The sequence below is a fragment of the Gramella sp. MAR_2010_147 genome (genome assembly GCF_900105135.1).
Taxonomy (GTDB): Bacteria; Bacteroidota; Bacteroidia; order Flavobacteriales; family Flavobacteriaceae; genus Christiangramia.
In genome coordinates, this window is record NZ_LT629741.1 from 3,036,667 (window position 1) to 3,056,188 (window position 19,522).

The following is a 19,522-nucleotide window of genomic DNA, read 5'->3' on the forward strand; positions in this document are numbered from 1 at the left end:
TTCTGAAAATGGAAAATATTAAAACGAAGAGACTAAATAGAGAAAATGCGGGGATTACTGAGAAGCTTCCCATTAAAATAGTTCAGTATGGGGAAGGTAACTTCCTGAGAGCCTTTGTAAATTACCTGGTCAATAAGTTGAATAAGGAAGCAGACTTTAATGCCGGTGTTGCCGTGATCCAGCCTCTTGCCGGAGGAATGATAAGTGTACTTAATGAACAGGATGGGCTTTATAATCTTTTTATGAAAGGGATAAAGCAGGGTAAAGAGATCCAGTTGAATGAAACTATCTCTTGCATCCAGAATGCCTATGATCCTTATAAAGATTATGAATCATATTTAAACCTTGCTAAAGAAGAAGAGCTGGAGTTTATTATATCCAATACTACTGAAGCCGGGATAGCCTATGATGCAAATGATAAACTAGAGGAATATCCTCATCAAAGTTTTCCTGCCAAGCTAACCGCGCTCCTATATAAGAGGTTTCAATATTTTGAGGCCGATCCAGCGAAAGGACTAACTATTATCCCTTGTGAGCTTATAAATCATAATGCTGATAATCTTAAGAAAATCATATTAAAATATGCTGAATCATGGAAACTTGAAGATGATTTTGTAAAATGGATCAACGAAAATAATAGTTTCCATAATACTCTTGTAGACCGAATTGTTCCCGGATTTCCAAAAGATGATATAGAGGAATACGAGGAACAATTGGAGCTGGAAGATAAACTGATTGTTTCTGCAGAGATATTTTTGTTATGGGTGATCGAAGGTGGAGAGGAACTAAAATCGAAAATACCATTTCATAAGATCGATGAAAATGTTTTAATAGTAAAGGATCTCCAACCTTACCGTACCAGGAAGGTGCGCATACTTAACGGGGCTCATACTACGATGGTACCATTTTCAATATTATTTGGAAATGAAACGGTTAAGGAAACGGTTGATCATAATTTTACGGGAGAATTTATAGAAAAAGCTGTTTTTGAAGAGATCAATCCTACCTTGTCACTGTCTGAAGAAGAACTGAATTCCTTTGCGGCGGAAGTATTTGATAGATTTAGAAATCCATTTATAAAACATCAGCTGGCAAGTATAGCTCTTAATAGCATCTCTAAATTTAAGGTTAGAGTACTTCCCAGTCTATTAGGTTTTCATAAAAAATACAATCGATTACCCTTGCGATTAACTTTTGCTTTTGCCTGCCTTATAAGGTTCTATGATGGTAAATGGAAAGGCCAGGCTCTTCCCGTAAAAGACGATGAAAAGGTAATTTCGATTATGAAAAAAATATGGGAATTACATAGTTACAATGAAATTGCTGAGCACGTTCTGGGGAAAGAGGATTTTTGGGGATTAGACCTTAATGAGTTGCCACAGTTAAAAGAAAAGATAGCTTTTGCCCTGGAGGTTATAGATACTAAAGGAATTAAAGACGGATTTGAACTTTTCTCCAAAAAGTTCCCTTCGTCTTAAAAATACTGGATATGAAAAATAAACTGATCAAAGTAAATAAGAATGATAATGTTGCAATTGCGCTTGTAGATCTATTTCAGGGCGATAAAATTGAATTTGAAGGAGAAGAGGTAATTATACTTTCTAATGTTAAGGCTAAGCATAAAATCACCATGGTAGATCTTGCCAAAGGGGCTAAGATCTATATGTATGGGGTACTTGTGGGTAAAGCCTCCAGTGAAATCAAACGCGGCGATGTATTAACGGTAGATAATGTGAAGCATGAAGCCAGCAAGACTTTCAAAAAAACAGAGACCTCAGACTGGACAAAGCCTGATATTTCTAAATGGGAAGACCGTAGCTTTCAAGGTTATCACAGGCAAGATGGACAGGTTGGAACAGCTAATATCTGGTTGTTTTTTCCGCTAGTCTTCTGTGAAAACAGAAATATTGAGCTTTTAAAAGATGTATTTGAAAAAGAATTCTCATTTCATAAATCTCCAAAACAACGCCAGCTTCTTAGAAACCTGATCAACGGTAAGGATGAAGATACCAACGTGGATTTTGATGAAGAAGAAACGGGAGTCTTTGATAATATTGAAGTTAAGTTTATCACCCATCAGGGTGGTTGCGGCGGAATAAGACAGGACTCAGTAATGCTTTCCAAGCTTTTAGCAGGATATGTGAATAATCCGAATGTTGCTGGAGCCACCGTGTTAAGCCTTGGCTGTCAGAACTTGCAGATAGATATATTTAAAAACGCCCTGAACGATATAAATCCTGAGATAAAAAAACCTGTGTTTATCTATGAACAGCAGCAGATGGGGACGGTAGATGAAATGTTGAATACGATCATTAGGGAATCTTTTGAGGGAATAAAAAAGGCCAATGAGATCAAGCGTGAACCGGCGCCACTATCCAAGCTAAAACTGGGCCTTGAATGTGGAGGTTCCGATGGATTTTCCGGGATATCAGCAAATCCGGCACTGGGATATGCATCAGATCTACTTTCGGCTCTGGGCGGTTCTCCAATATTATCTGAGTTCCCTGAATTATGTGGAGTAGAGCAGGAACTGGTCAATAGATGTGCCGATGACGAGACAGCACAAAAATTCATGCAACTCATGAAATCCTATGAAAATGCAGCTGAGGCGGCAGGTTCTGGCTTCGATATGAATCCTTCTCCTGGAAATATTAAGGACGGCCTAATAACAGATGCCATGAAATCTGCTGGTGCTGCTAAAAAAGGAGGAACTTCTCCTATAGCAGCGGTGCTCGATTATGGAGAATACGTTACTAAACCCGGACTTAATTTATTGTGTACTCCGGGCAATGACGTTGAAAGTACCACTGGGATGGTAGGTTCTGGAGCAAACGTCGTGGTCTTTACCACCGGGCTGGGCACACCAACCGGAAATCCTATTGCACCGGTCATTAAAATGTCCTCTAACTCAACGCTTGCTCGCAGAATGCCGGATATTATTGATGTAGACTCCGGAGCGGTGATCAGAGGAGAAAAGACCATTCAGAAAATGGGAGAAGAACTTTTCGAATATATTATTCAGGTGGCTAGTGGAGAAATTAAGTCTAAAGCGGACCAGCTAAATCAAAATGATTTTATCCCCTGGAAAAGAGGAGTTTCATTATAAAACTAATTAAATGCAAGCGATAAAGGTTGGAATTATAGGATCAGGATTTGCAGCTCGGTTTCACTTCGAATCTCTTAAAAGAGTATACGGGGTGAAATTGAATATTATCGGCGCGTACTCCAGAAACCGTGAAAACCTAGAGCCTTTTTGTAATGAGAAAAATTTAACTGCTTTTAATTCTTTAGAAGATTTAATTGCAGAAGCAGATGTACTTCATGTATGTACTCCACCGGTAACTCATGAGAACCTGATCGTAGAGATCCTGGCAAAAGATAAATATGTGATCGTTGAAAAACCGCTAACAGGTTATTTTGGGGAAGAAAGTGAGGAATTTTCAGGAGATACTTTCTCTCGGGAAATCGGCCTTCAAAAAGCATTGGAGAGCCTTAAAAAAATCATGGAGGCTGAAAGCAAAAGCAAGGGAAAAATTTTATATGCCGAGAATTGGATTTATGCCCCTGCTATTCAGAAGGAAAGGGAAGTAATTGAGAAAACAAAGTCCCAGATTCTTTGGATGCAGGCACAGCAATCCCATTCCGGTTCTCATTCTTCCGCTTATGGAAAATGGAAACTTTCGGGTGGAGGAACTTTAATGGGAAAAGGTTGCCATCCCCTGGCAGGAGCATTATACCTTAAACAGGTAGAGGGTAAAGTTAAAAATGGCAAACCAATTCGGCCAAAATCGGTAAGCTGCCGGGTTCATAATATTACAAGGTTACCTAATTATCAGAATAATGAGTATTTAAGGGATTCATATACAGATGTCGAAGATTATGCCTTTACCCATATAGTTTTTGAGGATAATACGGTAGCAGATATTACCGCCAGCGAATTACTCCACGGAGGAGTAAAGAATTATCTGGAAGTGCACGCAGATAATCATCGCACGATATGTAATCTCACTCCTAATAATGCGATGCAAACCTACAATACGGAAGAAGAAAACTTTAAGGATATTTATGTGGTTGAAAAGACCGGAACCAAACAGGGATGGTCTAATATTTCTCCTGATGAAGCCTGGTTTAATGGGTATCAGCATGAAATGGAAGCATTCTATGAATGCATAAATTCTAGATCAGAGCCCGAAAGTAATAGTATTCTCGCTGCAGATGTGACTCGCACGATCTATGCGGCCTATCTTTCAGCTGAGCGAAAAGGGCTGGAAGTTGAAATTCCGCAGCTATAATCTTATACCGCGTTTTCCAGGCCAATTAATTTTCTATTGGAAGAATCCCTGATGAATAGTTCAGGGGGCAAAACCACTCTTTTCTCTATACTAATTGTTTTATCTTCCTGAACTTGTTCAAGGAAAACCTGGGCCGCAATTTTCCCCATCATCTGCGGTGTTTGGTCCATAGAAGTGATTGGTAATTCCATGTATTTCGTAAAAGGTTCATTACTAAAACCTACAACACATACATCCTCCGGAATTTTTACATTTTTGTTTTTTAATTCCTGGATAGCACCTAGTGCAGCATAATCTCCGGCAGAAAATATAGCATCAGGTTTGTCTTCCAATTGCCAGAGTTCATCAATGGCTTGCATACCCGACTCGATTTTACTACTGGTTTGAATCACATAAGAAGGATTAAAATCGATATTGTTCTTTTTTAAAGCCTCTCTATAGCCATCATATCTGTTCTTGTAGATCTCCAGGTTTATATCACCAGAAAGATGCGCGATCCTACTGCAACCCTCATTAATTAAATGTTCAGTAGCCATATAACCAGCCTTAAAGTCGTCTAGCACAACAGAACTAACTCCGGGAACATCTATCTTTCTGTCAAAAAACACCAATGGTGTACCTTCTTCCTGTATTTTTTTTATGTGTTCTGTAGTTTGTGTAGTTTTAGAAACAGACATAAAAATACCATCAATCTGTGTATTTAAAAGGGCATTTATTTGCTCAGCTTCATTAGCCACCTCTTCGTGAGACTGGCAAATAATAATGTGATAGCCATGAGGGGTTAGTTCTTCTTCGATTCCACGAATAACCGATGAGAAAAAACTACGGTTAATATAAGGGACTATTACCCCTACGTTGTTTGTTCTTCCTTTTTTAAGAGCCTGAGCAAGCCTGTTCTGCTTGTAATTCATTTCAGCAGCCGTCTTTGCAACAAGTTTTCTGGTCTTTTCGCTGATTTTAGGGTTATTGTTTAAAGCCCGTGAAACAGTAGCAGCACTGATATTTAATTTTTTTGAAATATCATAGATGGTGACTTTTTCTTTATTTTTCATTTAGGCTGGATTAGTACCTGGAGTAAATTGAGTAAATATTCTGAATAGAGGGGGCAAAAATATGATTTTTCATCCTTTAATAAAATATTTCATCAATTACATAATTATTATAACTTCAGAATTATTTTAGGAAAATAGTGAAAATTCATTCAATTAAGTAATCGATTACAAAAAAAAACAAAAATGATCTTATTTTTTAAAAAATACTTGTTTGTTTTATCTATCCTACTTGCCAATCTTATTACAGGCCAGAATGTAGAAAAAGTAGATGCTAAGAACGTTCATTTTATTGTGTCAAAAGATGGCCAAGGTAATTTTAAAACCGTTCAGGAGGCGATTAATGCAATCCCCGATTTTAGAGAAATTGAAACCCGCGTTTTCATTAAAAATGGAATTTATAAAGAGAAGCTTGTACTCCCAACTTCGAAAACAAATGTGACTTTTATTGGAGAAGATAATATAAAAACCATTCTCACTTTCGATGATTATGCTCAAAAACTGAATCAATTTAAGGAGAAAATGGGTACAACAGGCTCAACATCCTTCTTTATTTTTGGTGATAATTTTAAAGCAATTAATCTTACTTTTCAGAATGATGCGGGCTCCGTAGGCCAGGCTGTTGCGGTTAGAGTTGACGGCGATAGGGCAGTATTTCTGAACTGTCGTTTTCTTGGAAATCAAGATACGCTTTATCTTCATGGAAGAGATAGCCGCCAGTATTATAAAGATTGCTATATAGAGGGTACTACGGATTTCATCTTCGGATGGTCTACTGCTGTTTTTGAGAATTGCGAAATTTATTGCAAGGAAGGAGGCCATTACATTACTGCCGCTTCTACAGAAAAAGAGGCAGAAAATGGTTTCGTTTTTATCGATTGTAAGATCATAGGTGATGCACCAAAAAACAGTTTTTATCTCGGAAGGCCCTGGAGAGATTACGCTCAAACCGTTTTTATAAATACAGAAATGGCATCTTTGATCAAACCTGAAGGTTGGCATAACTGGAATAAGCCTAATGCTGAAGAAACCACTTTTTATGCGGAGTTTAATTCTAAAGGCCCAGGTGCTTCAGATACCAGGGTAGAGTGGGCAAAGGAAATAACTGAGAATGAAATAGAGAAATTCACCGTAAACAAAGTGTTAGCCGGGGAAGACAACTGGGTTCCATCTGAAAGTTTAGCTAAATAACTAAAGATTTGATTATCTACAGTTGCTATTAATATTTATTTAATATTAAATAGTATCGATTCATAACACTTTAATAATTTTTCAAAGAAAAAATTATGTAAACTGATATAGCTTTACTATTTTAGTGCAATCGATTACAAAATAAATATGAAAAAAGATTCAGTAATTAATTTTATTATCAACGCAGTAGTTTTCGGATTGATATTTATGCTGGCTTCATGTAAAGCCGGAGCTCAGGATTTCAATTCTGATGAAGCCTGGAAAAAGGCTGAAGACATAATTAATAATATAACGGTTCCAGAATTTCCAGACAGGATCTTCAATGTTTCAAATTTTGGAGCGAATCCGGATGGAGTAACTGATAATACCGAGGCTTTTAAAAAAGCCATTGCAGCTTGTAATGAACAGGGAGGAGGGAAAGTTTTAGTTCCTGCGGGTAAATATTTAACAGGACCTATACACTTGAAATCTAATGTGAATTTTCATCTGGAAGAGGGTGCTGAGATTCTTTTCACTACAAATAAATCAGCATACCTACCAATGGTGCATACTTCTTATGAAGGTATGGAGTTGATGAATTACTCACCTTTGATCTATGCTTATGGTCAAAAGAATATTGCGGTAACAGGCAAAGGTGTGTTTAATGGTCAGGCAGATAACGATCACTGGTGGCCATGGGCTGGAAAAGATGTGTATGGATATCAGGAAGGACAGCCCAAGCAGCACGATGACAAGAACCTACCAAGTTTAAGAAAAATGGTAGCTGATGGAGTTCCTGTGGAGAATAGAAAATTTGGAGAGGGACATCAGCTAAGGCCAACCTTTTTTGAATCATTCGAATGCGAAAATATACTCATTGAAGGGGTGACTTTTACCAATGCTCCATTCTGGATTCTACATCCTATCAAAAGTAACAATATAACGGTTGATGGAGTGACTGTACGTAGTCATGGTCCTAATAATGACGGTTGTGATCCTGAATACTCTAAAAATGTTCATATCAAAAATTCCATTTTTGATACGGGTGATGATTGTATCGCTATTAAATCAGGTCGTAATAACGATGGGCGTCGCGTGAATATTCCCAGTGAGAATATCGTGATTGAGAATTGTGAAATGGCAGATGGCCATGGAGGAGTAGTGATGGGAAGCGAGATCTCTGCCGGGGTTCGAAATGTTTTTGTGAGAAACTGTCGTATGGATAGTCCTAACCTTGACCGTGCAATACGTATCAAGACCAATACCATTCGTGGAGGTTTTGTTGATGGAGTTTATGTGAAAGATCTTCAGGTAGGACAGGTTAAGGAAGCGGTATTAAAAATAAATACCTACTACGCTATTTATGACAATCAAGAAGGGGATCATATTCCGGAGATCAGGAATATTTTTCTTGAAAATGTGACGGTGGAAAATGGAGGTGAATTTGGTTTACTTATAAAAGGAAGGGAACAATCACCCGTTCAGAATGTCAGGCTTAAAAATGTAACCATTAAAAGTACAGAAGTTCCTTTAAGCATTGAGAATTGCGAACCTGTGATCTTTGTAAATACTACTATAAACGGTAAAGAATATTAAGCGTTCCATTTTATATAACTTATTATGAAAAAATATTTTATTCCTGTATTAACAGCTCTGGCTATCATTTCCTGTAATGATGGAAAGAAGCAAACAGAAGTTGCTGGAGAAAGTGATTATATAACCGAATCTTCTCCATCTTATAACACATACGCCGAGATTTCCAGGAAAAAAGGAGGCACATGGGAAGGCCGTGAGTATATGAACGGTGAATTTGAAAATGTGGATAGTTTAGAGGTTCCTAAAGAGCATACAGATCATTCATGGTATATTAGGTATGAGGGTCCGGGCTGGGAGAATAAACAAGTTGGTTACAGGCTCTATCTTGACTGGAGAAATGCTATCGATATCTTCGGAAAAAAAGTAGATACGCTCGTTTTGCCTTATGTTGGACAGGATGGCTTTGACTCTTATCATGAAGAAGCTGCATGGGGTCTCGATATTCTGAAAGCCGGAAAATCGATGGGTATTGGTGGTTATGGAAGATATTTGAACGATACCGTTGCTCATTTCAGGAATGTAGAGAAAACGAAGGCGGCTGTTAAAAATTCTGAAAACAGTTCTTCAGTAGAGATTTCATATCACAATTGGACTACAGGAAAAGACACTATAGATCTGGATGCAAAACTCTCCATATTTCCGGAAGGAAGATACACTAAAGCTGAGCTCACCCCTTCCAAGGAGATCGAAGGACTTACTACCGGTATCGTAAAACATGGTCCGGAACTGATAAAGAAACAAACCGAAAATGGAAAATGGGGCTATATAGCAACTTACGGCGCACAGACTTTGGTAAATGATACTGATAAGCTCGGGATGGCCCTTTTTTATAATAGCGAGCAACTGGATAAACAAATTGAAGGGACAGACGATCATCTGGTGATCTTTAAACCTACTACCCAAACGATCACCTACTATTTCCTTGGTGCCTGGGAGCAGGAAAAGGGCGGGATTACCAATAAGGAAGATTTTATCTCTCATATAGATAAGTTGCTTCAGGATTTAAATTCAACTAATACTACAAAATAATTTCAATGAGAATTCTGAAAGATCAACTTCATTTCTGTGTGATTTTCCTTTTTATAGCCGGAACCCTTTTAAGTTGTAAGGAAAATGAAGAAAAACAAAGTGCGGAAATTGCTTCTGCAGATCAGGAAAAATTAGTTCCGGAAAACTTAAAATGGTCTGAAAGGATGCTGTTATCAGAAATTCATCGATTTCCAGAAGCTTCTAAACTTGATTTTCGCGATGAGCCTAAATGGAGCTATACTAATGGGCTTGTTTTAAAGGCAGCAAAAGAAGTGTATGAGGAAACAGGAGATGAAAGATATTACCAGTATATCTACGATTATGCCGATACTATGGTTACCGATGAGGGTGATATAAGGACCTATAAATTGAGCGATCAGAATCTGGATATGCTTAATTCGGGAAATACTCTGCTATATCTTTATCCTGAAACTAAAGAAGATCGTTTTCTTGAAGCATTGAAATTATTGCGAAGCCAGATAGATACTCAGCCAAGAACTAAAGAAGGGGGATTCTGGCATAAAAAGCGTTATACCGAGCAAATGTGGCTTGACGGACTTTATATGGCGCATCCTTTTTATGCCCACTACACTAAGATGTATAGTGAAGGGGAAGAAGCAGAAGAGGCCTATGATGATATAATCCATCAATTCGATCTTATTCAGGAATATGCCTATGACGAGGAAACCGGCTTGCTATATCATGGCTGGGATTCCAGCAAACAGCAAAAATGGGCTGATAAAGAAACCGGAACTTCTCCAAATTTCTGGTCCAGGGCGATGGGCTGGTATGGAATGGCAATGGTAGATGTTTTAGATTATCTTCCGGATGATCACGAGGGTCGGGAAAAGATCGTAAACTATTTGAATCAGTTTGCTGAATCGGTTACGAAATACCAGGATAAAGAATCTGGACTCTGGTACCAGGTGTTGGATCAGGGAGACAGAGAAGGAAATTACCTGGAGGCTTCCGGTACTTCCATGTTCACTTATACTTTTGTCAAAGCAGCAAAAAAAGGATACCTGCCGGAAAAATATCTGGAAGTAGCTAGAAAAGCTTATGAAGGAATTCTAAATAATCTCATCACTGTTGAAGACAACGGAGTGGTAAATCTAAACCAGGTTTGCGCTGTGGCGGGCCTTGGGGGCGATCCTTACCGCGATGCTTCTTATGAATACTACATAAATGAAGAAATAAGAAGCAACGATCCTAAAGGAAGCGGGCCTTTTATCCTTGCAAGTTTACAATTAAATAAATAATCTAAAAATAAAGAATTGCGGTATTTAAGCACCTTCATATTATTACTCTCTATTAACCTTTCTGCCCAGAATCAAGATATTTATAAATCTGAAGTCTGGGCAGCCGATAATGAGGATGGCACCTATACCAATCCAATTCTTTACTCAGATTATTCCGATCCCGATGTGGTACGGGTAGGAGAAGATTATTATATGACTGCCTCCAGTTTTAATGTTGCTCCGGGGTTGCCTATTCTACATTCAAAAGATATGATCAACTGGAAATTGATCAACTATGCCTTGCCAATCCAGGTGCCTGCAGAAACTTTTGCGGTACCGCAGCATGGAAACGGCGTTTGGGCGCCAAGTATGAGAGCTCATAACAATCAACTTTATATCTACTGGGGCGATCCCGATCATGGCATCTTTATGGTAAAAACCGATGATCCGTATGGAAACTGGGAAGATCCGGTACTGGTCATGGAAGGTAAAGGACTTATAGATCCTTCTCCGCTTTGGGATGATGACGGGAAAGCATACCTGGTTCATGCCTATGCCGGGAGTCGTAGAGGAGTGAAGAGCTTGCTTACCGTAAATAGAATGAATGCTGAAGGGACTAAGATTTTGGATGCCGGCAGGCATGTTTTTGATGGTCATGATGATCATCCTACCGTGGAAGGCTCCAAGTTTTATAAGCGTAAAGGTTATTATTACATTTTTGCTCCGGCCGGCGGTGTGTCAACGGGCTGGCAGCTGATCTTGAGATCAAAGAATATTTATGGTCCCTATGAAGAAAAAGTGGTTCTGGAACAGGGTAGTACAGATATAAATGGCCCGCACCAGGGAGCCTGGGTTGAAACTCCCGAAGGTGAAGATTGGTTCTATCATTTTCAGGATTTGGAAGCTTATGGTAGGATTGTTCATCTTCAGCCTATGAACTGGGAGAGTAACTGGCCGGTAATGGGAGAGGATAAAGATAGAAATGGAATAGGGGAGCCGGTAAAAACTCATAAGAAACCCAATATCGGAAAGGAATATCCTGTGGGTACTCCTGTTGAAAGTACCGAATTTGAGGGAGATAGCCTTGGATTGCAATGGCAATGGCACGCAAATCCGGATGTAGTTTGGCACGCCAAGCTACCTGGAGAGGATCACCTTAGACTATTTTCGATCAAGCTCCAGGATGATTATAAGAATCTGTGGATGACTCCAAATCTTTTACTTCAGAAATTCCCTGCTCCGGATTTTACGGCTACTACCAGGATCAGCCTTTTTCCACAGGAAGCAGAAGAAGGTAAAAGAGCCGGACTTATCATAATGGGAATGGATTATGCGACGCTTACCCTTACCCACGATACTGATGGGTTTATTATAAAGCAGACTCAGGCGATCGACGCGATCGATGGGGAGGAAGAGGTAACAATTGCCGAAAAGAGAATCGATTCCAATGAAGTGGTTTTCAGGGTTAAAGTGAACGCTCCCGAGGCTATGTGCCAGTTCAGTTATAGTGAGGATGGGAAGGATTTCAGTAAGATCGGAAATTCATTTAAAGCCCAGCCGGGAAAATGGATCGGTGCTAAAGTAGGATTGTTTAATGTAAGCTCGCAGGAAGCCAAACGTGGCGGTTACGCTGATGTAGAAAATTTTAGAATAAGCAAATAATCAAAAAAATCATGAAGGTATTCATATATATTATTGCAGCGATAATTTCGGTTTCCTGCATAAATCTTAAGAATACCAGCGAAGTAAATGAGGCGGAAAATTCAGGAATTGAAAATCGAATAATAAATGTTTTTAATGCTGAAGAATTAAGGTTGGCTTTGGATGAACCAAAGCCAGGAGACTCTATTTTTATTCATGCTGGAACCTATAAATTTTCTGAACGAATATATATCAATGACTCAGGGGAGGCTTCCAGTAAAATTTATCTCATTGGTGATACCTCCGAAGAGAGACCCCTCCTTGACTTTTCAGAAATGGAAGAAAACTCTTCCAACCAGGGAATAGTTTTAAAAGCTGATAACTGGCATATTAAAGGGCTTCAGTTCTACAAGGCAGGTGATAATGGTCTTCATATTCGCGGCAATAATAATATTATTGAATTCTGTAGCTTTTCAGAATGTTCAGATACCGGACTTCAACTGGATGACGGAGCTTCCAATAATACTATTCTAAACTGTGATTCCTTTTTCAATGCAGATTCAAAACTTGAGAATGCTGATGGCTTTGCTGTCAAGATGGATGTTGGATCTGGAAACAGATTTATTGGATGCCGTGCCTGGAATAATCTCGATGATGGCTGGGACGGTTATTTAAGAGAAGCCAACAATGTGAATACAATCTATGAAAATTGCTGGGCTTTTAATAATGGATATTTAAAGGATGGTTCCGCAGGAAAAGGTGATGGGAATGGGTTTAAAACCGGGGGAAGTGATGATAAGGATAGAAAGCATAATGCTTCTTACACACGCTGTTTTGCTGTAAACAATCTAAATGACGGTTTTGATCATAACAGCAATCGCGGAACAGTTTCGGTCATTAACTGTTCAGCTACCGGGAATGGCCGAAATCTGGCTTTTTCTGAAAAGAATGGACTTGAAAAGATCGTGATCATAAATACTCTAGTGTTAGGGGAGTTTGGAAAATATAATGCGGAAACTGAAAAGGTTGAAAATAATAGCTGGCAGATGGATTTTGAAATAACTAAAAATGATTTTCAGTCTGTAGATATCTCAGAACTATCTGCTCCCAGGAAAAGAGATGGTAGCCTTCCGGAGATCAGTTTTATGAGACCAAAACTATCAAGCGAATTAGTAGATGCAGGAATTAAAAATGGACTGGATTATAATGGAAGTGCTCCGGAGATAGGTGCATTAGAAGCTAAAAAATCTGAAAAATAAAATATGAGAAGCATAGCAGCTTTATTATTAATTATAATTCTCGGCTCTATAGAATTAATATCTCAGGAGGAACCAGGTACAGTTTACCTGATTGGAGACTCTACCATGGCCGATTATTCCGGGGAGTATGATCCGGGAAAGAATTATATGAAAACCAGATATCCTTTAATGGGTTGGGGACAGGTATTTCAGCAGTTTATGGTTTCAGACAGTTTACCTAAAATAAGCGGACTCATAAAGACAGATTCTGTTATAGTTGATAACCGGGCCCGCGGAGGAAGAAGTACCAGAACTTTTTTTCAGGAGGGACGTTGGCGTTCTGTATTTGGGAGTTTGAAAGAAGACGACATAGTCGTGATGCAATTCGGACATAATGATGCCTCAGAGAATAAAACAAAACGTTATGTGGATATTAAAGGCTATAAGGAATTTCTAAGATTATTTGTAAGTCAAGCGCGCCAAAAAGGAGCGCAACCAATAATCCTTACTCCAGTTGCCAGGAATTATCCCTGGGAAGACGAAAATCTTAAAAATGTGCATGGGGAATACGATCAGGCAGCGAAAGATATAGCCGAAGAAATGGATGTATTGCTAATAGATCTTAATAAACGGTCTATGGATCACTTCTCTAGGAAGGGGAAAGAATATGTAAGCAGTAACTATTTTATGAATCTGCCTGCGGGTAAATATGAAGCCTATCCGGAAGGGCAGGATGATAATACCCATTTTCAACCGGCAGGAGCTAAAGCGGTAGCTCAGCTGGTATTTGATGGAATGAAGGAACTGGCTTTAAAGGATTAGTTTGAAAATTGAAACCTGGTATGAACTTTAAATCGATATTGTTTTTTCTCAATCTGTTGGTCTGCCTGCTTCTTTCAGCACAGGAAAAGCAGGAACTAAAACCATATACAATTGAGACTACCTATGAAAAACTTAAAAAGGATTATCCTTTTATCAACCCGGTAACACCTCTTGCTTCTAATAAAATAAATGCTCAGGAGAACCTGGTTTATAAAACAATCGAAGAACGAGAGTTAAAAGCAGATATTTATATCCCAAATAACGGGGAAAGTAGAGAGTATCCTGCGGTTCTCATGATACATGGCGGTGGATGGCTTACAGGGAGCAAGGAAAACCAACGCGTGATGGCGCAACATCTTGCGATGAACGGTTATACCGCTGTAACAGCTGCTTATCGTCTCGGGACCGAGGCTGAGTATCCTGCTGGAGTTTTAGATTTGAAAGATGCAATAAAATGGATACGTGAGAACGCAAAAGAATTCAAGATAGATAAAAATAAAATTGCCGTTCTGGGTGCTTCAGCCGGAGCACAACTGGCAACTCTTTTGGGAGTTACCCCAGATTCAGAAATATATGACACCGGCAATAATGAAATTTCAGATGAGGTACAGGCGATCATCAATGTTGATGGAATAGTCTCTTTTATTCACCCTGAAGCTGAAGAAGGCTGGATGGCCGCGACCTGGTTTGGAGGTTCAAAAGCCGAGAAACTGGAAAGTTGGAAAGAGGCTTCTCCGCTGGAATATGTAGATTCTCAAACACCACCAACCTTGTTTATAAATAGCTCGTATCCCAGGTTCCATGCGGGCAGGGATGATATGACCAAAATATTATCCAAAAATAATATTTATTACGAGATCCATACTTTAGAAAATTCTCCACATTCTTTCTGGTTAATGCATCCCTGGTTCGAGCGAACATTGGGCCTAAGCCTTAATTTTCTGAATAAAGTTTTTAAAAATGCTTCTTCCGCAAAGGAGGCTTATCGGGAAATTACAGTAGCTCAGGATGGTTCGGGAGATTTTTCAACTATCCAGGAGGCGATTAATTCTACCCGTGATCTGGGTCCGGGGGAAGTTAAGATCTATATAAAGAATGGGACCTATAATGAAAAGCTTGAAATTCCTTCCTGGAAGCATCAACTAACTCTATTAGGAGAAAGTAAAGAAAATACGATCATTACCAATGATGATTATTCGGGGAAATTGAACCCACGAACCGGTAAGGAATTTTCCACTTTCACTTCCTATACGGTTTTGGTTCGGGGGGATGATATAAAAATTGAAAACCTAACGATTAAAAACTTCTCCTGTGACCAGGGGCAGGCTGTGGCACTGCATGTTGAAGGAGATCGTTTCGTGATCAAAAATTCTAATATTCTGGGTTGCCAGGATACTCTCTATACGGCAACAGCCGGAAGCCGACAATTATACCTTGATTGCTATATCGAAGGAACCACCGATTTTATTTTTGGCGAGGCTACCGCAGTTTTTAAGAACTGTATTATTAAGAGTTTGAAAAACTCCTATGTGACGGCTGCCGCTACACCTCAGGATCAGGAATTCGGGTATGTCTTTATCAATTGTAAACTTACTGCTGCTGAAAATGTTTATGAAGTTTACCTGGGACGTCCCTGGAGACCTTACGCCAAAACGGTTTTTCTTAATACAGAAATGGGATCACATATTGTTCCTAAAGGCTGGAATCCATGGAAAGGAGACGAAATGTTTCCTAATAAAGAAGAAACTACTTTTTACGCCGAATACAACAGCAATGGAGCCGGAGCTTCTTCTCCAACAAGAGTGGAATGGTCACATCAGTTGAACGAGGAGGAAGTGAGACAATATACCCTTGAAAATATTTTCAGTAACTCTAATGACTGGTACTGGGCTTCAAAGGCTTTGGATTAAAAATAATAAAAATGAAAAAGTTGTTTTTTTACATAGTGTTTTTTTCTTCAATAACACTTTTCGCACAGGAAAAACCCACCTTATTTCTTATTGGAGATTCAACAATGTCCGATAAAAAAGATCCTGAAAAGAATCCGGAGCACGGGTGGGGACAAATGCTTCCTGAGCTGATGTCATCTGAAATTAAAATTGATAATCACGCTGTAAACGGTCGAAGTACCAGAAGTTTTATTTCTGAAGGTCGCTGGGAAAAAGTAAAGGAAAAACTGAAGTCGGGGGATTTTGTGTTCATTCAGTTTGGACATAATGACCAGAAAGTAAATGATCCTGCCAGATACACCAATCCTTTTACACAATACAGAAGCAACCTTGAGAAATTTGTAAGGGAAACCCGTGAAAAGGGAGCTACTCCAATTCTTTTTAGTTCCATTGTGCGGCGCAATTTCAATGAAAATGGGGTGCTGGTAGATACTCACGGGCAGTATCCGCTGGTAGTGAGAATGGTCTCAAAAGACCTGGATGTGCCTTTTATAGATATGCAGTTATTGACCGAACAGCTGGAAATGTCTTACGGTCCGCAGGACTCAAAACAGTTGCATTTACACCTGGAGCCGGGAGAGGACCCGTATGAGCCCAGAGGAGTAACTGATGATACTCACCTCTCCAAAATGGGTGCAGACCTGGTTGCAAGACTGGCACTTCAGGAGGTTGCGAGACAGGATCTGGATTTAAAAAAGTATATAAAGAAAGCTGTTTTATTTCAAAAAATCCTGAAAGAAGTTTCGGTTGGTTCGGTGGAATATTCGGAAAATGTTCCGTGGCGCAAAGCTCTGCAACAGGATGAGAATTGGTACGGAAGTAAGGAAGCAAAGAGGATAGCAGATAATGTTCTGCTTTATCAGCATGACAATGGAGGCTGGTATAAGAATATCGACATGTCCAATGAATTGAGCGAAAAGGAAAAGGATAGCCTAAGGGCGTTGCAGGTAAAAGAAATGGGCACCACCATAGACAACGGCGCAACCCATACTCAGTTGAGGTACCTGGCAAAAGTTTACAAGGCTACTAAAAAAGAGGAGTATAAAAGGGCGTTTTTAAAAGGTATAGACTTTCTTCTTGAGGCACAATACAGCAATGGAGGCTGGCCTCAGTTCTATCCTATAAAGAAAGGTTATTACGAGCACATTACTTATAACGATGGTGCAATGATAGGGGTGATGAGGTTGTTAAGAAATATTGCAATTAATGATGAGTCTTACTCTTTTGTGGATTCTACCAGAAAGGAAAAAGCTGCTAAAGCTGTAGACAAAGGATTAGAAATAATTCTTGCTACCCAGGTAGAGGTGGACGGAAAGTTGACAGCCTGGGGCGCACAGCACGACAGGAAAACACTCAAACCGGCAAAGGCAAGATCTTATGAACTAGCTTCTTTAAGCGGAAAGGAAAGTGCTGAAATTGTTCGTTTTCTAATGGATATCGAAGATCCTTCCGAAGGAATTAAAGGGGCGATTCAAAGTGCCATGCAGTGGTTTGATGATGCGAAGGTAATGGGAAAAAGAGTGGAGTGGATCAAGGGGGAGCACCTGCCCGAAGGTCGTGATCGTATTGTGGTCGAAGATCCTGAGGGTGGTCCTCTATGGGGCCGTTTTACCGAAATTGGTACTAACAAAATTATGTTTATAGGCCGGGACGGAGTGATAAAATATAATATTGATGAAATAGAACACGAACGGCGCACCAACTACAACTATATTGACAATTACGCTGAAGATCTTTTAAAGGAAGAATATCCCAAATGGGAAGCTAAATATATCTCTCAAAAATGATAAAAGGAGACAATTTTTTTAAAGAAGCTGAAGCTAAGTGGGAACTTGCCGGAGAGGGTATCTCACGACAAATTACCGGTTACAATACACAGTTGATGGTGGTCAAGGTTAAATTTGAAACAGGCGCGGTTGGTTATGAGCACGACCATTTTCACTCCCAGGGAACTGTGGTGGCATCAGGGAAGTTCAAAATTACGATTGACGGAAAATCTGAAATCCTCGAAACAGGCGATGGATTTTTCGTGCCTCCCAATGCCAAACACGGCGCTGAATGCCTGGACGCGGGAATGCTGATTGATGTTTTTAATCCCGTGCGGGAGGATTTTCTGAAATAAAAGAAATTATGAAAAAGTTTATACTACTACTATGCTTCGTCTTATTGGGAGTGAATACCCATGCCCAGTTATCTCAACCTCAAAGAAAGGCAGCCATTAAGGAGATCGTGGATAGGATCCAGCTTCCAAAGATTCCCGATTATACTGTTTCTATAACAAAATTCGGAGCTAAAGGAGATTCTGTTTCAGATAATAAAAAAGCTTTTGACCGGGCTATGAATCACCTTCAGAAACGAAAAGGAGGAACACTCATAGTCCCAAAAGGAGTATATACAGTTAATGGTCCAATTCATTTTGTGAGTAATGTAAATCTTCATCTGGAAGAAGGAGCGAAGATCAGGTTTGGAGATGATCCTAAAAATTATCCTCTGGTCCTTACCAGTTGGGAGGGAACTATGCTGTACAATTACAGTCCGCTTATCTACGGGAATGAACTTGAAAATAACGCCATTACCGGAAAGGGTACTATAGATGGAGAAGGTGGAGGAGCCTGGGCAGCCTGGAAGCAGCTTGAAGATAAGGATAAGCAGCTGAGCAGGGAAATGAACCATTCCGGAGTTTCAATAGAGAAAAGAATCTTCGGTGAAGGGCATTACCTTCGCCCGCAATTGATCCAGTTTGTGAATTCTCAAAATATTCTATTAGAAGACGTTACCATAGAGGATGCTCCTTTTTGGTGCGTCCATCTGCTTAAGTCCAAAAGTGCAACTGTTAGAAGATTGAAATTTGATGCTCATAACTTTAATAATGATGGGATAGACGCAGAATATGCCAGCGATATTCTTATTGAAGAAGTCGAGTTTGATAATGGAGATGACAACATCGCCATTAAAGCCGGACGAGATCATGAGGGTCGTGCCAATTCGGCTACGCCTTCAGAAAATATTGTTATAAGGAACAACCTGCTAAAAGGACTCCACGGAGTCGTGATTGGCAGTGAAATGTCTGCCGGGGTTCAGAATATTTATGTGGAAAACAACAAAGCTTCTGGTTATCTCAAAAGAGGGATCTACTTCAAGACCAACCCAGATAGAGGAGGTTTTATAAGGAATATATATATTAATAATATTGAGCTTCAAAAAGTTGAAGATTGCTTCTACATTACCGCCAACTATCATGGGGAAGGAGAAGGTTTTAATTCAAAAATCTCAGATGTTTTTATCAGCAATGTCACTTGTGAAGAGGCTACAGGTACGGCTGTGGTAATTCAGGGCTTTGAGCAGAGCAAGGTGGAGAATGTGAAACTCACCAACATTAAAGTGAACAGGACGAAGAATGCCACTTCTATAACCAACACCAAAAATGTCATTTTTGAAGAGGTAATTATTGGAGAAGAAGCTACTGTTCCTACTTCAGTTTCCGGGAAGGAATAGCAG

The 19,522-nt window shown here is 39.5% G+C and carries 15 protein-coding genes; 14 read left to right on the forward strand and 1 reads right to left on the reverse strand.

Annotation, left to right across the window (positions count from 1 at the left end; translation table 11 throughout):
• Positions 1-8 precede the first annotated feature (8 nt).
• Genes BLT95_RS13690 through BLT95_RS13700 form a run of 3 tightly spaced genes read left to right on the forward strand, consistent with a single transcriptional unit; the run spans position 9 to position 4,292 of the window.
• Positions 9-1,478, forward strand: coding sequence for a tagaturonate reductase (locus BLT95_RS13690; protein ID WP_089666702.1), 1,470 nt, complete (start codon positions 9-11; stop codon positions 1,476-1,478).
• A gap of 11 nt (positions 1,479-1,489) precedes the next feature.
• The gene (locus tag BLT95_RS13695) at positions 1,490-3,106 is read left to right on the forward strand and encodes an altronate dehydratase family protein (protein WP_089666703.1); all 1,617 of its coding nucleotides are present in this window, start codon (positions 1,490-1,492) and stop codon (positions 3,104-3,106) included.
• 10 nt (positions 3,107-3,116) lie between these two features.
• Positions 3,117-4,292: a Gfo/Idh/MocA family oxidoreductase gene (locus BLT95_RS13700; RefSeq protein ID WP_089666704.1), complete on the forward strand. Its 1,176-nt coding sequence runs from the start codon at positions 3,117-3,119 to the stop codon at positions 4,290-4,292.
• Positions 4,293-4,294: 2 nt separating this feature from the next.
• On the opposite strand, the gene BLT95_RS13705 is transcribed toward BLT95_RS13700, so the two are convergent.
• Positions 4,295-5,344 (reverse strand): LacI family DNA-binding transcriptional regulator, encoded by a 1,050-nt coding sequence (locus BLT95_RS13705; RefSeq protein ID WP_089666705.1) that lies wholly within the window; start codon positions 5,342-5,344, stop codon positions 4,295-4,297.
• A 183-nt stretch (positions 5,345-5,527) separates the two neighbouring features.
• Between BLT95_RS13705 and BLT95_RS13710 the strand changes: the two genes are divergently transcribed.
• The 11 genes from BLT95_RS13710 (at position 5,528) to BLT95_RS13760 (ending at position 19,519) form a co-directional block, all read left to right on the forward strand.
• Complete coding sequence (locus BLT95_RS13710; RefSeq protein ID WP_089666706.1) at positions 5,528-6,532, forward strand: pectinesterase family protein; 1,005 nt, start codon at positions 5,528-5,530, stop codon at positions 6,530-6,532.
• A gap of 207 nt (positions 6,533-6,739) precedes the next feature.
• A complete protein-coding gene (locus tag BLT95_RS13715; protein ID WP_231896434.1) occupies positions 6,740-8,107 on the forward strand; it encodes a glycoside hydrolase family 28 protein in 1,368 nt (455 codons plus the stop codon).
• A 24-nt stretch (positions 8,108-8,131) separates the two neighbouring features.
• Positions 8,132-9,136 carry a DUF4861 family protein gene (locus BLT95_RS13720; protein ID WP_089666708.1) on the forward strand — a complete coding sequence of 335 codons (1,005 nt, stop codon included), beginning with the start codon at positions 8,132-8,134 and terminating at the stop codon, positions 9,134-9,136.
• Between the two features lie 5 nt (positions 9,137-9,141).
• Positions 9,142-10,395, forward strand: coding sequence for a glycoside hydrolase family 88 protein (locus BLT95_RS13725; RefSeq protein ID WP_172822598.1), 1,254 nt, complete (start codon positions 9,142-9,144; stop codon positions 10,393-10,395).
• A 15-nt stretch (positions 10,396-10,410) separates the two neighbouring features.
• Positions 10,411-12,036, forward strand: a complete 1,626-nt coding sequence (locus tag BLT95_RS13730; protein WP_089666709.1) for a glycoside hydrolase 43 family protein — start codon at positions 10,411-10,413, stop codon at positions 12,034-12,036.
• An 11-nt stretch (positions 12,037-12,047) separates the two neighbouring features.
• Positions 12,048-13,274, forward strand: coding sequence for a right-handed parallel beta-helix repeat-containing protein (locus tag BLT95_RS13735; RefSeq protein ID WP_089666710.1), 1,227 nt, complete (start codon positions 12,048-12,050; stop codon positions 13,272-13,274).
• Between the two features lie 3 nt (positions 13,275-13,277).
• The gene (locus BLT95_RS13740; RefSeq protein ID WP_089666711.1) at positions 13,278-14,075 is read left to right on the forward strand and encodes a rhamnogalacturonan acetylesterase; all 798 of its coding nucleotides are present in this window, start codon (positions 13,278-13,280) and stop codon (positions 14,073-14,075) included.
• Between the two features lie 20 nt (positions 14,076-14,095).
• Positions 14,096-15,985: a pectinesterase family protein gene (locus BLT95_RS14520; protein ID WP_231896375.1), complete on the forward strand. Its 1,890-nt coding sequence runs from the start codon at positions 14,096-14,098 to the stop codon at positions 15,983-15,985.
• An 11-nt stretch (positions 15,986-15,996) separates the two neighbouring features.
• The gene (gene pelA / locus BLT95_RS14580) at positions 15,997-17,811 is read left to right on the forward strand and encodes a pectate lyase (protein ID WP_157718070.1); all 1,815 of its coding nucleotides are present in this window, start codon (positions 15,997-15,999) and stop codon (positions 17,809-17,811) included.
• Positions 17,808-18,146 (forward strand): cupin domain-containing protein, encoded by a 339-nt coding sequence (locus BLT95_RS13755; RefSeq protein WP_089666712.1) that lies wholly within the window; start codon positions 17,808-17,810, stop codon positions 18,144-18,146. The genes pelA and BLT95_RS13755 overlap by 4 nt, the downstream gene beginning before the upstream one ends.
• An 8-nt stretch (positions 18,147-18,154) precedes the next feature.
• On the forward strand, positions 18,155-19,519 hold the full coding sequence (locus tag BLT95_RS13760; RefSeq protein WP_089666713.1) for a glycoside hydrolase family 28 protein: 1,365 nt from the start codon (positions 18,155-18,157) through the stop codon (positions 19,517-19,519).
• Positions 19,520-19,522 lie beyond the last annotated feature (3 nt).